The sequence below is a fragment of the Pseudomonas sp. YJ42 genome, from assembly GCF_047225135.1.
In the GTDB taxonomy this organism is placed as follows: domain Bacteria; phylum Pseudomonadota; class Gammaproteobacteria; order Pseudomonadales; family Pseudomonadaceae; genus Stutzerimonas; species Stutzerimonas stutzeri_E.
Window position 1 is genome coordinate 4324192 of the sequence record NZ_CP178378.1, and the last position, 15407, is coordinate 4339598.

At 61.7% G+C, this 15407-nt stretch carries 10 protein-coding genes; 6 read left to right on the forward strand and 4 right to left on the reverse strand.

Features of this window, described 5'->3' with window-relative positions:
• Nucleotides 1–80: 80 nt before the first annotated feature.
• Nucleotides 81–1490: a cytochrome c oxidase accessory protein CcoG gene (ccoG, locus tag ACL0K2_RS19975; protein ID WP_413043284.1), complete on the reverse strand. Its 1410-nt coding sequence runs from the start codon at nt 1488–1490 to the stop codon at nt 81–83.
• 390 nt (nt 1491–1880) lie between these two features.
• Here ccoG and ACL0K2_RS19980 point away from each other — a divergent pair, with 390 nt between their 5' ends.
• The 4 genes from ACL0K2_RS19980 (at nt 1881) to wrbA (ending at nt 4808) form a co-directional block, all read left to right on the forward strand.
• A complete protein-coding gene (locus ACL0K2_RS19980; RefSeq protein WP_413043285.1) occupies nt 1881–2246 on the forward strand; it encodes a CidA/LrgA family protein in 366 nt (121 codons plus the stop codon).
• Entirely contained in the window at nt 2243–2953 is a 711-nt protein-coding gene (locus ACL0K2_RS19985) for an LrgB family protein (RefSeq protein ID WP_045162907.1), read from the forward strand. The genes ACL0K2_RS19980 and ACL0K2_RS19985 overlap by 4 nt, the downstream gene beginning before the upstream one ends.
• 114 nt (nt 2954–3067) lie before the next feature.
• On the forward strand, nt 3068–3940 hold the full coding sequence (locus ACL0K2_RS19990; RefSeq protein ID WP_413043286.1) for an alpha/beta fold hydrolase: 873 nt from the start codon (nt 3068–3070) through the stop codon (nt 3938–3940).
• 268 nt (nt 3941–4208) lie between these two features.
• Nucleotides 4209–4808 carry an NAD(P)H:quinone oxidoreductase gene (gene wrbA, locus ACL0K2_RS19995; RefSeq protein ID WP_045162905.1) on the forward strand — a complete coding sequence of 200 codons (600 nt, stop codon included), beginning with the start codon at nt 4209–4211 and terminating at the stop codon, nt 4806–4808.
• 60 nt (nt 4809–4868) lie between these two features.
• On the opposite strand, the gene ACL0K2_RS20000 is transcribed toward wrbA, so the two are convergent.
• From ACL0K2_RS20000 to mfd, 3 genes are read right to left on the reverse strand one after another with little or no spacing between them, the layout of a single operon-like run.
• A complete protein-coding gene (locus ACL0K2_RS20000) occupies nt 4869–5357 on the reverse strand; it encodes an N-acetyltransferase family protein (RefSeq protein ID WP_413043287.1) in 489 nt (162 codons plus the stop codon).
• Between the two features lie 17 nt (nt 5358–5374).
• Nucleotides 5375–8662, reverse strand: a complete 3288-nt coding sequence (locus ACL0K2_RS20005; protein WP_413043288.1) for an SNF2-related protein — start codon at nt 8660–8662, stop codon at nt 5375–5377.
• A 44-nt stretch (nt 8663–8706) separates the two neighbouring features.
• Entirely contained in the window at nt 8707–12150 is a 3444-nt protein-coding gene (gene mfd / locus ACL0K2_RS20010) for a transcription-repair coupling factor (protein ID WP_045162903.1), read from the reverse strand.
• 157 nt (nt 12151–12307) lie between these two features.
• Between mfd and ACL0K2_RS20015 the strand changes: the two genes are divergently transcribed.
• Together ACL0K2_RS20015 and ACL0K2_RS20020 are read left to right on the forward strand one after the other, a co-directional pair.
• Nucleotides 12308–13759: a glyceraldehyde-3-phosphate dehydrogenase gene (locus ACL0K2_RS20015; protein WP_045162902.1), complete on the forward strand. Its 1452-nt coding sequence runs from the start codon at nt 12308–12310 to the stop codon at nt 13757–13759.
• A gap of 310 nt (nt 13760–14069) precedes the next feature.
• Nucleotides 14070–15407, forward strand: a complete 1338-nt coding sequence (locus ACL0K2_RS20020) for a Na(+)-translocating NADH-quinone reductase subunit A (protein WP_045162901.1) — start codon at nt 14070–14072, stop codon at nt 15405–15407.

Consider the following 15407-nt stretch of genomic DNA (forward strand, 5'->3'; position numbering starts at 1 on the left):
CCTGACTCACCCGTGGCGATGCTGGCTGACGATGTGGCCGAGTATCGCAGCTTGGGCCGTGTGGAGCTGTCATGGCCGTTTTACGGAACCCTGGGCGCGATGAAGGTGCTCGGCGCCGTTACCCGGCTTGCTGGCTCGCTGGCGTCGCTAACGGCGAAGTGCAGCTCACGGTGTGTGCTTTCTTCATTGTCGACCAGCGCCACGCTGACCGGCAGATCAACGATCTCCCCAGGTGCCAGGCTGACCTCGCGCGGGCCATGCAGCTCAAAAGGGCCTTCGCCGAGGGTGATCAGGTAGTCACGGCGTTGTTGGGTCTTGTTGATAACCTTGAGGCTGTACATGTTCTCAATCTGGCCTTGCATGTTTTCCCGATACAACGTGCGGTCCTTGGTCACGTCCAGCGAGAGCATTGGCCGCGCATCCAATGCCCAGACGAACGTTCCAACCATCAGCATCAAGGCGACGGCATAGCCGACCAGGCGCGGTCGTAGCAAGTGAGTTTTGCCACCTTCCAGGGCACGTTCGGAGGTATAGCGGACCAGGCCTCGAGCGTAGCCCATCTTGTCCATCACGCTGTCGCAGGCGTCGATGCAAGCGCCACAGCTGATGCAGTCGAGTTGCAGGCCGTCGCGGATGTCGATGCCGGTGGGGCAGACCTGCACGCACAAGGTGCAGTCGATGCAGTCGCCGAGGCCTTTGGCACGCGGGTCGCTGTCCTTGCGCCGCGCGCCGCGATGCTCACCGCGTGCGGCATCGTAGCACACCACCAGCGTGTCAGCGTCGAACATCACGCTCTGGAAACGCGAATAAGGGCACATGTGCAGGCACACTTTCTCGCGCAGCCAACCGGCATTGATATAGGTGGCGGCAGTGAAGAAGAACAACCAGAAGCCGGTGGTCGCGCTCAGTTGCAGGCTGAACAGGCCGCCCACCAGCTCGCGTACCGGAGTGAAGTAGCCGATGAAAGCAATTGCCGTGGCCAGACTCACCGCCAGCCAGACCGCGTGCTTGGCGCTGCGCCGCAAGAGCTTGCTGAGCGACCAGGGCGCGGCATCCAGTTTGATGCGCTGGCTGCGATCACCCTCGGTGATTTTCTCGGCCCACATGAACACCCAGGTCCAGATGCTCTGTGGGCAGGCGTAGCCACACCAGACGCGGCCGGCCAGCACGGTGATGAAGAACAGGCCGAATGCCGCGATGATCAGCAAGCCTGACAGCAGGATGAAATCCTGTGGCCAGAAGGTGGCTCCGAAGATATGAAACTGTTGTTTGCCCAGATCCCAGAGCACTGCCTGGCGTCCATCCCAGGTTAGCCATTGGGTGCCGAAATAGAGCAGAAACAGCAGTCCGCTGCCGACCAGGCGCAGATTGCGGAACAGGCCGCTGAAGCTGCGGGTGTGGATCGGGCCGCCCGCTTGTGCAGGCGTCAGGCGTATGGGCTTGCGCGGATCAACGGAGTCGATGATCGCGGCGGGGATTCGTTCGGTCATTGTGTCGCCCCTATCAGGCTAATCAGGCGGCGCTGATGATCGGACGCACATCGGGTGCATAACAGGCTCAGGTCGGGCGGAAAAATACGGATCAGATGATGAATCGATTCGAAGAATGACAGGCTTCGCGCGCCCTGTGTCGAGCGGAGAACCCCGCCATGAAGGGCGCAGGGACGCTGGAAACGCCGGTGAGTAAAAAGAATGAGCGGAGCCTGCGACCTCAGGTCACAGTGCGCACTGTGCCGCTGATCCGGCTTTTTCAAACCGATCTGCACCTGTTTCGTCGAGGCGCGGCCGGGTGATAGTCCAAACGGCGTTGCGAAAGCGTGCCGTGCGCCGCCGTTCCCGGCATCATCCCCGTTTCCCTTCTGTTGTTCATCGAGGACCCCAATGATTCTCAAAGGCCTGACCTGGCTGGTCGTACTGCAGCTGCTTGGCAGCGTCATCCACCTTTCGTTGTTGCCGGCGCTGCCCGGCCCGATCATCGGCATGGTGCTGCTGTTTTGCGTACTGCTTCTGCGACGGGGTATTCCGGAACCCTTGGAGAAAACCGCCGCGCTGTTGCTGCAGTACCTGCCATTACTGCTTATCGTGCCGGCGGCGGGAATCATGACCAGCAGCGATGCTCTGCTTGCCGACCTGCCCGCCATCGCGGCCGGGCTGGTTCTGTCGCTCGCGGTGACCGTGCCGTTCTGCGGCTGGCTGATGCAGGTGCTGATCAGGCGTATGGATAGCCGTCAGGAGGATCAGGCATGAGCGATGTCGACTGGCGCGGCGTCTGGGTAATGACGCTGGAGCACCCCCTGTTTTCCGTGGGGCTGACCCTCATCGCGTTCCAACTGGCGCTTGCGCTTTACCGGCGCAGTGGTTGGCTGGTGCTGCAGCCGGTCATGGTCGGCATGCTGCTGGTGGTCGGCACGCTCTATCTGTGCGGAATCGACTATGCGAGCTACCGGGCCGATGCCTCGATGATTGCCGTGCTGGTCGGCCCTGCGACTGTGGCGCTGGCGGTGCCGTTGTACCGGCATATACGGCGTATCCAGCAATTGTTCTGGCCGATCCTTATCACTTTGGTCAGCGGTGGAGTACTGGGCGTGGTCCTGACACTGATGATCGCCGGGGCGTTGGGAGCGGACTTCTCCGTACTGATGAGTTTGTCGCCCAAGGCCGCAACCATGCCGATCGCCATGCTGGTGGCCGAGCAGATTGGCGGCCTGGCTTCGCTAGCCGCGGTATTCGTGATGCTCACCGGTGTGATCGGAACGGCGCTGGCGCCGCTGCTGCTGGGCTGGGCCGGCGTCGATCACCCGGCGGCCCGTGGGTTGAGTTACGGCATCAATGCCCACGCCATTGGCACGGCGCGGGCGCTGGAAGAGGGTGACGAGTGCGGGGCGTTCGCCGCGTTGGGGATGAGCCTGCTGGGTATTCTTATCGCGCTGTTTCTGCCGCTGGCGCTCGGCTGAGCCTGCTGGCACCTCGGGCCCGTAACCCGATCGGTACTGCAGGTCTGTTGCAATGCTCCGTTGCGAACGCGCCGCCTGCGCCTAGGCTTAAGACTTTTCTGCAGGAGCGGTCCGATGTTCGAGCACTTCCAGCGCGGCGAATGCGACGTCAACGGTGTGAGGATCAACTATCGCAAGGGCGGCTCAGGTCCGCCGTTGCTGCTGCTGCACGGTTACCCGCAAACCCATGTTATTTGGCATGAGGTCGCTGACGAGCTGGCTGCGCGATTCACCGTGGTGGCTGCCGACATGCGAGGCTATGGCGACAGCAGCAAGCCCGACGGCGGCGAATATCACATTGCCTACAGCAAGCGCGAGATGGCCCGCGACCAAGTCGAGCTGATGGGCAAGCTGGGTTTTGAGCGCTTCGACATTCTGGCTCATGACCGCGGTGCGAGGGTCAGCCACCGTCTGGCGATGGACCATCCACAAGCGGTTCGGCGACTGATCCTGCTCGACATCGCACCGACCCTGGCGATGTACAGTCAGACCGACGAAACCTTTGCTCGGGCTTACTGGCACTGGTTCTTTCTGATTCGTCCAGCACCGTTGCCGGAAACGTTGCTCGAGGCTGATCCCGAACTGATCCTGCGCAGCGCCGTGGCCACCCGTGCCGACCATGTCCATCCATTCAGCGCGGCCTACGCCGAATATCTGCGCTGCATGAAGCTGCCCGGCACCATTCACGCCTTTTGCGAAGATTATCGGGCCAGCGCTGGCATCGATCTCGAGCATGACCGCGAGGACCGCGCCGCCGGCCGAATGATCCAGGCACCGTTGCTGGTGCTCTGGGGTTCGAGGGGCGTCATCCAGCGCTGTTTCGATCCGCTGAAGGAGTGGCGGGCAGTGGCGGTGGATGTAGAGGGCAGGGCGTTGCCGGCCGGTCATTACCTTCCAGAAGAAGTGCCTGAGTTGCTGCTGGAGGACGTACTGGGGTTTCTTGCCTGACGTCCCGCGGCGGTTATATCCGATTTATCGATTGATTCGTGCGGAATAATCTACCCAAGCACGCAGCAATCCAATGGAAGATCGGCTTGTTTACTGGCGCGTCATGTCGCCCCGGGTCGATGTGCGTCTGTGCCGCGACACTTTCCATCGGACAGGTTGCCGAATACCGGGGCGCGGCTGGCAGGCGTGTCTGGAAGACGACCCAGTCATGCTGAGCGTCCGGTAAGACGCAAAGAACCGGAACACCAACCAGGAAGAGGAAATACAGATGGCGAAGATTCTTGTGCTCTATCACTCGATGTACGGCCACATCGAAACCATGGCCAACGCCGTCGCCGAAGGCGCACGCCGCGTCGAGGGTGTCGAGGTGACCATCAAGCGCGTGCCGGAGACCATGCCGGCGGACGCCTTCAAGAACGCCGGCGGCAAGGTCGATCAGGCCGCGCCGGTCGCCAGCCCGGCCGAACTGCCCGATTACGATGCCATCATCTTCGGCACGCCAACCCGCTTCGGCAACATGTCCGGGCAGATGCGCAACTTCCTCGACCAGACCGGGGGCCTCTGGGCCAAGGGCGCGCTGCATGGCAAGGTGGCCAGCGTATTCACCTCCACCGGGACCGGTGGCGGGCAGGAGATGACCATCACCTCGACCTGGACCACGCTGGCGCACCACGGGATGATCATCGTGCCGACAGGCTACGGCATCGGCGAGTTCTTCGACATCTCCGCAGTCAACGGCGGCACGCCTTACGGGGCTTCGACCATCGCCGGCGGCGACGGCTCGCGTCAGCCGTCCCAGAAGGAGCTGACCATCGCCCGTTATCAGGGCGAGCTGGTCGCTCAGACCGCGGTCAAGCTGAAAGGCTGATCGCACGGCGCGGCGCCGGGCGATTCGGGACCGCCTGGCGCCGCTTCGATTTGTGGCGATTCATTCCGCGTTCAGCAGCAATCCATACATCAGTTCATCGACATAGCGGTCGTCACAGGCGCGTTTGTATGCCGCCCGCTGGACGCCTTCGAGAACGAATCCAATGCGTTCATAGAAGGCGATGGCGCGCGGATTGTCGGCTTCCACCGTGAGCTCTACGCGAGTGATGCCGGCTTTGCGCAGGTGGGCGAGGGCATCGCCCATCATCGCGCCGGCGATGCCGCTGCCCTGTGCTTCCGGTGCCACCGCCAGGGTTCCCAGATAAGCGACGTGCGCCGCGCGGCCAACGTGCCGTTGTGCTTTGTAGAACCCCTGCACCTGGCCAACCGCCTCGTAGACATAGAAACAGCCACTTTCGAACAATGGCTCGAAAACTTTGCCGAAATCCTCCCGAGGCATCGGGTCGAAGCCCAGAAACGGCACCACCGCTTCGTGCATGTAGATGTCATAGACCCGATCGAAATCGGTGGGGATTGCCAGTCGTCGCATCGTCGATATTCCTTGCGCTAGGGTAGCGGCGCGAACAGTGCTTCGATATCACTCGGCTCCAACTGCCAGTCACCACGATAGCCGGCATCCAGCACTCCGGCTGCCAGGTCGGCCTTGTGTTGCTGCAACTGCTGGATCTTTTCTTCCACCGTGGCGCGCGCAATCAGCTTGTAGACGAACACAGGCTTGTCCTGGCCGATACGATGGGCGCGGTCGGTGGCCTGGTTTTCCGCCGCGGGATTCCACCAGGGATCGTAATGGATCACGGTGTCGGCGGCGGTCAGGTTCAGCCCTGTGCCGCCGGCCTTGAGGCTGATCAGAAACAGGGGTACTTCGCCGCTCTGGAAGCGCCGCACCGGCGCGCGCCGGTCTTTGGTGTCGCCGGTGATCTGAACGTAGTCGATGGCGCGGCTGCGGAGCTCTTCTTCGATCAGCGCGAGCATCGAGGTGAACTGTGAAAACAGCAGGATGCGGCGTCCCTCTGCCAACAGCTCGGTGAGCATTTCCATCAGGCTGTCGAGTTTGCCCGAACTGCTTCCGCGGGTCGGCTTGGCGGCGTCGCTCTTGACCAGGCGCAGATCGCAGCATACCTGGCGCAGCTTGAGCAACGCATCGAGAATGACGATCTGGCTGCGTGCCAACCCTTTGCGGTCGATCTCGTCGCGAACCTTGCTGTCCATCGCCAACCGTACGGTTTCATAGAGGTCGCGCTGGGCTGCGTTCAGTTCTACCCAATGCAGGATTTCATTCTTGGCAGGCAGCTCCCGCGCCACCTGTTCCTTGCGCCGTCGCAACAGGAATGGCTTGATCCGTGTCGTGAGGTGCTGCAGCCGATCGGTGTCGCCGTTTTTTTCGATAGGGTTGCGGTAATCGCGGTTGAATCGCTTTGCATCGCCCAGCCAGCCGGGCATGAGGAAGTGGAACAGCGACCATAACTCGCCCAGGTGGTTTTCCAGAGGCGTGCCGGTGAGACAAAGGCGCTGCCGGGCATTCAGGCGTCCGGCAGCCTGGGCGGCTTTGCTGCTGGCGTTCTTGATGTTCTGCGCTTCATCGAGCACCAAGATGTGCAAGGGCAGTTCGACGAGTCGGTCGATATCCCTGGGCAGCAGCGCATAGGTAGTGAACAAAACGTCGTATTCGGCCAGGTGTTCGTAATGCTGCTGGCGTGACGAACCGTGCAGTGTGACCACTTTCAGGGCAGGGGCGAAGCGAGCTGCCTCGTCTTGCCAGTTGGGGATGAGGCTGGTGGGCATGACCACCAGGCAGGGCCGATCGAGGCGGCCTGCCTCTTTTTCCAAAAGAAGATGAGCCAGGGTTTGCAGTGTCTTGCCCAGTCCCATGTCGTCGCCGAGGATGCCGCCGACCTCGAGGCTGCGTAGCGTCTGCATCCAGCGCAGACCCTCCAGCTGATAGGGCCGCAACTGCGCATTCAGACCGGTCGGAGCGCTGACCGCTTGCTGGCGATAGTCGCGCAGACGTTGGGCGAACTCGCGCATCAGCTCGCCGCCATGCCAGTGCGGGGAGAGCGCATCCAGTTGCGCCAGTCGTGCCGCATCGGCGCGTCCCAGACGAAGCGTGTCGGCGCTTGGCTGGTCGTCGCGAAGGTACAGTTCGGCGAGGGTGGCCATGATGGTTTTCAGACGGCCAAATGGCAGCAGCACTTGCAAGGGGCGGTCATCGTCCCCGCGGCGCTTGTCTAGCTGTACGCGAAGGGTTTCGTCGTCGGCGCGCCGAGCCAAGGCCTGCTGGGACAGCAGCGCCGGGTTTCTGCGGATCAGGCCGAGCAGGACCGGCAACAGGCTGATGCGTTCGCCTTCCACGATAATGCCGAGTTCCAGATCGAACCAGCTGTGCTCCGGCGGCTCGTCGACTTCGACGTACCAGGCGTCTACAGGCGTCAGGTCATACGCGAAGCCGGGTTGCATGACGATCCGCCAGCCCTGTTCGCGCAGCTGCGGCAACTGTTGCTGGACGAAATGCAGCCAGGCGGTTTCGCTGGGCAGGTCGTACATCTCCGCCGAATCCTTCGGCAAGGCCAGGCTTTGTCGCAACGACGGACGAAAGCCCAGCTGCTTCAATTGCTGGCGTAGCGCCTGCTCCGCGGCGGGTTGGCGAGCCATGCTGAGCACCCGTTCGCCTTCGGTCTGACGGATGCGCTGCTCGGCTTTGGCGTTGCCGTGCACGCTGGTTTTACCGTAGACGAAACTGAGCCCCGCGCGGTGCTGATGCTCGTTCACCATGCGCCGGCTGCTCGGCTGGTAATTGACCGCATGATGGCTGCCCAGGGCGAGCTGGGCGATGGGCATAACATCGTCAATCCGCTGTTCTTGCGCTTTGGCAGGCGCTGGAAGCTGCGGTGCGATTTCATTGAGCGACAGGCTGAACAAGGCGGCCTTGGCTGACGGAACCGAGGGGGCGGCGAGTAGATGACGGGCCAAGGCCGGCGTCAATCCATGATCGATCAGACCGACTTCGTTTCGCCGTTCGTCGAGGTAGTACAGCGGATCGACGGTGGAGAGTAGTTCCGCTGCGGGGTCGTTCATGTCCAGCGTTGGCTGGAAGGATCCATCGGATTGCTGCGTCCAGTTGAAGCGCGCCTGGCGAGACAGGCCAAACTGCAGCGGTGGACGGGCCCAGTCGAGATACGCACGGCCAGTTTCCAGAATCAGGCGCAGAGCCTCGCCGCCGTTTTCGCCGCTGAGCGTGAATCCGTGGCTGGCACCGCGGCCCAGTGCCAGGAGCGCCGCGATATGCAAATCCAGAGGCTGCATGAAGCGTGGTTGGCGAAAGCTGGCTTCGCGTACGCCGTAATAGGGCTGCCTTTCGCCGAAGGAACCATCCTTTCGCAGTCGTACTTTGTAGACCTCGATGTGAACGCCCGGCGTGACCCGGTAGTGCAGACACCATTGCTCGCCAGCGGTCTGGGGCTCGCCCAGCGCCCGCGGAAGTTGGGATAACCAGTGTTCCACGGTGCCTGGAAGCTGGTCAGGTGGCTCTTCGGCTGCGGGCGATGTTGTGTGGTCGGCCTGATGCTCAAGATAGAGGATGAGCGCCGCCGCATGCTTGCAATTGAGGCCTACCGGACAACTGCAGATGCAGCTGAGCCCGCCGTTGCCCGAAAGCTGCAGTGATTGCCGATATTGATTGTCGCCTGCGCCACGGCAGGTGCCTTCGGCGAATCGTGCATCCTCGCGCAGCAGCCTGACGCGCCGTTCGTGGGCATATTGCATCCCGCGGGCGAGCGCGTTTTCAGAAAATGCCAGCCGCCAGGTCGGCGGCAGATGGGCCAGAAAACTACCGGACATCAATCAGCGCGCCGCCTAGGATTAATTGCACGTGAACTGCATCCTCACCCGTTCGCCGCCAGTCGCTCGAGCAAGGCTTCAAGCGTGTTGAAGCGCTCTTCGGGCCGCTCCATCGGCACCTGGAATTTGAACATGGTGGCGCCTTCGAACTTGTAGCGGTTGGGTTGGCTCTGGATCAGCTTGATCAGCACCATCGGATCGACGCTGGTATCCGCGGCGAACTCGATACGCCCGCCCTGCGGCCCTGCGTCGATCTTGGTGATGCCGAGGCTGGCGGCCTGGAGCTTGAGCAGCGTCAGCCTGACCAGATGCTTGGCCGGTTCGGGCAGCAGGCCGAAGCGATCAATCATTTCGACCTGCAGCTCGCGTAGTCCGTTCTCGTCGGTGGCGTTGGCGATGCGTTTGTAGAGGATCAGGCGCGCGTGGACGTCCGGCAGATAATCCTCGGGGATCAGCGCCGGTACGCGCAGATTGATTTCCGGGCCACCTCCCAGCGGTTGGTCGAGGTTGGGCTGTTCGCCTTTCTGGATCGACTTGACTGCCCGTTCGAGCATTTCCATATAAAGCGTGAATCCGACGGCCTGGATCTGTCCGCTCTGGCCGTCGCCGAGCAGCTCGCCGGCCCCGCGGATTTCCAGGTCGTGGGTGGCGAGGACGAAGCCTGCGCCGAGATCCTGTGCGTTGGCGATGGCTTCCAGGCGCTTTTCCGCGTCGGGGGTCATGGCCTTGCGTGGTGGCGTCAGCAGATAGGCGTAGGCCTGGTGGTGGCTGCGTCCGACGCGTCCGCGCAGCTGATGCAGCTGGGCCAGGCCGAACTTGTCGGCGCGTTCGATGATGATGGTGTTGGCGCTGGGCACGTCGATACCGGTTTCGATGATGGTCGAGGCGATCAGCACGTTGAAGCGTTTGTGGTAGAAATCGCCCATCACCTGTTCGAGCTCGCGCTCGCGCATCTGTCCATGGCCCACGCCGATACGCGCTTCCGGTACCAGCTCGGCGAGGTCGGCGGCGCATTTCTCGATGGTCTTCACGTCGTTGTGCAGGTAGTAGACCTGACCGCCACGCAGCAGCTCGCGTAGCAGTGCTTCCTTGATGACCGAGTTCTGTTGCTCCATGACGAAGGTGCGTACCGACAGGCGGCGCGCTGGCGGCGTGGCGATGATCGACAGGTCGCGCATGCCGGCCACCGCCATGTTCAAGGTGCGCGGAATTGGAGTGGCGGTGAGCGTGAGGATGTCCACTTCGCTGCGCAGGGCCTTGAGCTGTTCTTTCTGGCGCACGCCGAAACGGTGTTCTTCGTCGATGATGACGAGACCCAGATTGGTGAACTTCACGTCGTCCTGCAGCAGTTTGTGGGTGCCGATGAGAATGTCGACCTTGCCTTCGGCCAGCTCTTGCACCGCGCCCTGGATTTCCTTGGCGGACTTGAAACGGCTCATCACCTCGACGCGCACCGGCCAATCGGCGAAGCGGTCGCGGAAGCTGTTGTAGTGCTGCTGGGCGAGTAGGGTGGTGGGCACCAGGACGGCCACCTGACGACCGCTGTGCACCGCAATGAAAGCGGCGCGCATGGCCACTTCGGTCTTGCCGAAGCCGACGTCGCCGCAGATTAGGCGGTCCATGGGCTTGGGCGCCAGCATATCGCTGCGCACGGCCTCGATGGCGGCTTGTTGGTCCGGCGTTTCCTCGAAAGGGAAACCAGCGCTGAATGTTTCGTAATCGAGTTGCGGGTCTTCGAAGGCGTACCCCTCGCGGGCGGCGCGGCGGGCGTAGATATCGAGCAGCTCGGCGGCGACATCGCGAACCTGCTCGGCGGCCTTGCGCTTGGCCTTCTGCCAGGTTTCCGAGCCCAGGCGATGCAACGGCGCCAGCGCATCGTCGCTGCCGGTGTAGCGCGCGATCAGATGCAGGCTGGATACCGGCACGTAGAGCTTGGCTTCCTCGGCGTACTGCAGCATCAAGAACTCGGCGGCCTGACCTTCGATTTCCAGCGTGACCAGTCCCTGATAGCGGCCGACACCATGGTCGATATGGACCACCGGCGCGCCTTCACGCAGCTCGGTAAGGTTCTTGATGACGTTCTCGCCGGCGTCACGACCTTTTTCGCGGCGGCGCCGTTGCATGATCCGTTGGCCGAACAGCGGGCTCTCGGCGATCAATGCCAGCGATGGGTCTTCTAGCAACAGTCCGTCGTCCAGCGGGGCGATGGCGATCGCCAGCCGCTCTCGGCTTTCAACGAACTCCGGCCAGCCAGAGACTTCCTGCGGGCGTAGTTTCAACCGTGCCAGCAGTTCCAGCAGGACCTCGCGGCGCCCAGCCGATTCAGCGGTGAACAACACACGGCCAGGAAATTCGTCGAGGAAGCGGCGCAGCGCCCCCAGCGGCTCGCTGGCCTTGGCGTCTATCGCCAATTCAGGAAAGCGGCTGGCCGGGAAACGCTCGCGTCCGATACCAGTCTCGACATCGTCCTGACTGGCCACTACTCGTGGCCAGGATTTCAGATGGGCGAAGCAGTCTTCGACCGGCATGAACAGCTCGGCGGGCGGCAGCAGAGGCCGCTCGGGATCGACGCGGCGTTCCTCGTAGCGATTGCGTACGTCCTTCCAGAAATGCTCGGCGGCTTGCTCGATTCCGGGCAGCGAGAAGACCTGAGTGTCCTCTGGGAGGTAGTCGAACAACGTCGAGGTTTCGTCGAAGAACAGCGGCAGGTAGTACTCGATGCCCGCTGGTGTGATCCCGGTGGACAGGTCCTGATAGACCGGGCAGCGGCGGAAATCGACATCGAAGCGTTCACGAAACCGCGCGCGGAAACCGGTGACCGACTCCTTTTTCAACGGAAACTCGCGCGCTGGCAGCAGGCGGATCGACTCGACCTTGTCGATCGAGCGCTGATTTTCCGGATCGAAGGTGCGCAACGTTTCGATCTCGTCGTCGAACAGGTCGATGCGATAGGGCAGCGTGCTGCCCATAGGAAACAGATCGATCAGCGCACCACGCACGGCAAACTCGCCATGCTCGTAAACGGTATCGACGCAGCGGTAGCCGGCTGCTTCCAGGCGCATGCGCATCTGTTCGACGTCGAGCTTCTGGCCGACGTCCAGCACCAGGCTGGAGCCAAGCAGAAAGCGCTTTGGGGCGAGCCTGTGTAGCGCGGTAGTGATGGGGACTACCAGCACGCCGTGGGTCAGCTCGGGAAGCTGATAGAGCGCTGCGATGCGCTGGGAAATGATGTCCTGGTGCGGCGAAAAGACGTCATAGGGCAGTGTTTCCCAGTCGGGAAAATGCAGCACCGGTAGCGTCGGGGCGAAGAACGCGAGTTCTTCCTGCAAGCGTTCGGCGCTTTGGCTGTCGGCAGTGAGGAGAAGGGTGAAACGCTCTGCGTTGCTGGCTGCTTCGGCAATGGCCAGGCTCAGCGCGGCTCCGGGAAGGTTGCCCCAGGTTTGCTTGCCGCTGGCGGCAGGCATGGGCGGAAGGCGCAATACGGACACGAGTGGGCGTGGCTCCGGTCAAAAAATGGACCGCGCGGATTGTAACTATCTGCGCGGGACGCTGTCAGTGTTTCCGCTGCACAGATTGCCGGCGCTAGGGTGCGCCGGCATAATGTAGCCCCTTTTCTCAGCCCCTACATGTTGGAAGGAACTGCCCGTGACTCAGAAGCCCGACCAGTGTCTTGGTGAATGGATTGATCGAGAAGCCCTCGCCGAAGCGATGATTCCGCTGATTGGTCAGCTGTATCGTAACAACAACGTGGTGACTTCCATCTATGGCCGTGGCCTGATCAATCGCTCGGTCATCGCGCTGCTCAAGGCGCATCGATTCGCACGTCACCGTCAGGCTGACGAAGCCGAACTCTGCGTGCATGAGACGCACCAGATCCTTACCACTATGAGCGACATGAATCTGGGTGCCGCTTCGGTCGACCTGGGCAAAGTCGTTGCCAAGTACAAGGCCGAAGGCAATGGCCGAACCCTCGATCAGTTCGTGCGTGACGAACTGGCCGAAGTGGCTGGCAAGCGCAATACCTCGGGCGTACACAAAGGCACGGACGTCGTGCTTTATGGTTTCGGTCGTATCGGCCGCCTGCTGGCGCGCATCCTCATCGAGAAGACCGGCGGTGGCGACGGCCTGCGCCTGCGGGCGATCGTCGTACGCAAGGGCGCCGAGAACGACCTGGTCAAACGCGCCAGTCTGCTGCGTCGTGATTCGGTACATGGTCCGTTCGACGGCACCATCCACATCGATGCGGAAAACAACACCATCACAGCTAACGGCAACCTGATTCAGGTGATCTACTCGAACGACCCGTCCTCGGTGGATTACACCCAGTACGGCATCGAGAACGCGCTGCTGGTCGACAACACCGGCAAGTGGCGTGATGCCGAAGGCCTCAGCCAGCATCTCAAGTGCCCTGGTGTTGCGCGCGTCGTTCTGACCGCGCCTGGCAAGGGCGAGCTGAAGAACATCGTGCATGGCATTAACCATGGCGATATCACCGCTGATGACAAGATCGTATCGGCAGCCTCCTGTACCACCAACGCCATCGTGCCAGTGCTCAAGGCGGTTAACGATCAGTACGGCATCGTCAATGGTCATGTGGAGACCGTGCACTCCTACACCAACGACCAGAACCTGATCGATAACTTCCACAAGGGCAGTCGTCGCGGTCGTAGCGCTGCGCTGAACATGGTCATCACCGAGACCGGGGCCGCCACTGCCGCTGCCAAGGCGTTGCCGGTGCTCAAAGGCAAGCTGACGGGCAACGCCATCCGGGTGCCGACGCCGAACGTTTCCATGGCCATTCTCAATCTGAACCTGGAAAAGGCCACTACCCGCGAAGAGATCAACGAGTACCTGCGTCAGATGGCCATGCATTCGGATCTGCAAAAGCAGATCGACTTCGTCAATTCGCAGGAAGTGGTTTCGACGGACTTCGTCGGTTCGCGTCATGCAGGCGTGGTGGATGCCGAAGCGACCATCTGCAGCGACAACCGTGTCGTTCTGTATGTGTGGTACGACAACGAGTTCGGCTATAGCTGCCAGGTAGTCCGCGTGATGGAAGATATGGCTGGCGTGAACCCGCCAGCCTTCCCGCGCTAACGCATCGGGTGCAAAGAAACGGGAGCTTCGGCTCCCGTTTTTCATTTCGTCGGGAAATATGCGGAGTTGTTCGGCCCGGAATGGGCAGCGTCAATAGTTGGTTACGGCGAATCGCTTGTCTCTAGTCAAAAAATTGAAAGACCCTGGGTGGTCAGTCACGGCTTGCGACCTCTATAATCGGGCGGATTTCTACCTGGGCCCGCGGCATAGCGTCGCGCTGATAACTTATCAGCGCGCGCCGTGCAATTCGACTTTAGTGAAGTCGCGGCGCTCGTAAAAAAAGCCTTTTAAATCAGTGGTTAGCGAACCGATGATCAATATAAAACGTGGGCTTGATTTGCCCATTGCAGGTGCGCCGGCGCAGCGTATCGAGGCTGGAAGGCCCGTGCGAAGCGTTGCCGTCGTAGGGTTTGATTACCCTGGCATGAAGCCGACCATGGAGGTCCAGGTCGGTGATCGGGTCAAGTTGGGGCAAGTCTTGTTCTCCGACAAGAAGACACCAGGGGTGGTTTTCACCGCGCCGGGTGCTGGCACCGTCAGCGCCATCCACCGCGGCGAAAAGCGCGTCCTTCAGTCGGTGGTCGTTGATCTCGACGGAGCGGAAGAGGTGATGTTCAGCCAGTACGCTTCCGCTGAACTCGAAGGGCTAAGCGATGCCCAGGTTCGCGAGAATCTGCAGCAGTCAGGTCTTTGGACCGCGCTGCGTACGCGCCCTTACAGCAAAGTCCCGGCCATCGATGCGGTACCCAGCTCCATTTTCGTCACAGCGATGGATACCCATCCGCTGGCGGCGGACCCTACCATCATCATCGCTGAGCGTGCCGCTGACTTCGAAGCGGGCCTGAAGGTGCTCGGCAATCTAGGCAAGCTGTTCCTGTGCAAAGCCGAGGGCGCCTCGCTACCAGGCGAGCAGCTCGCCAAGGTGAAAATCGAGAGTTTCGCCGGACCTCATCCGGCGGGTTTGGCCGGTACGCACATCCATTTTCTCGATCCGGTCAGCGCCAGCAAAAGTGTCTGGACCATCGGCTACCAGGACGTGATCGCCGTTGGCGCGCTGTTCACCAGTGGCCGTCTGTCGGTCGAGCGCGTGGTGTCACTTGCCGGTCCCGTGGTGGAAAATCCGCGTCTGGTACGTACTCGTCTAGGCGCCAGCCTCGACGAGCTGACGGCCGGTGAGCTGCAGCCGGGCGCCAATCGCGTCGTTTCCGGTTCGGTATTGGGTGGTCGTACGGCGCATGGCGCCTTCGCCTACCTGGGCCGGTATCACCAGCAGGTTTCCTGCCTGCGTGAGGGCAAAGAGCGCGAGATGTTGCATTACCTGCGTGCCGGTAGCGACAAGCACTCGATCCTCAATATCTACATCTCCAAGCTGATGGGCGGTAAGAAGTTCGCCTTCTCTACATCCACCAATGGCAGTCCCCGCGCCATGGTGCCAGTCGGTAACTACGAGGAGGTCATGCCGCTTGACGTGTTGCCGACTCAATTGCTGCGTTCCTTGATCGTTGGCGACACCGAAGTTGCGCAGAAGCTTGGCTGCCTCGAGCTGGATGAAGAGGATCTGGCGCTGTGCACCTACGTCTGTGCCGGCAAATACGAATACGGCCCGATCCTGCGGGACAACCTGACTCGCATTGAGAAGGAGGGGTAA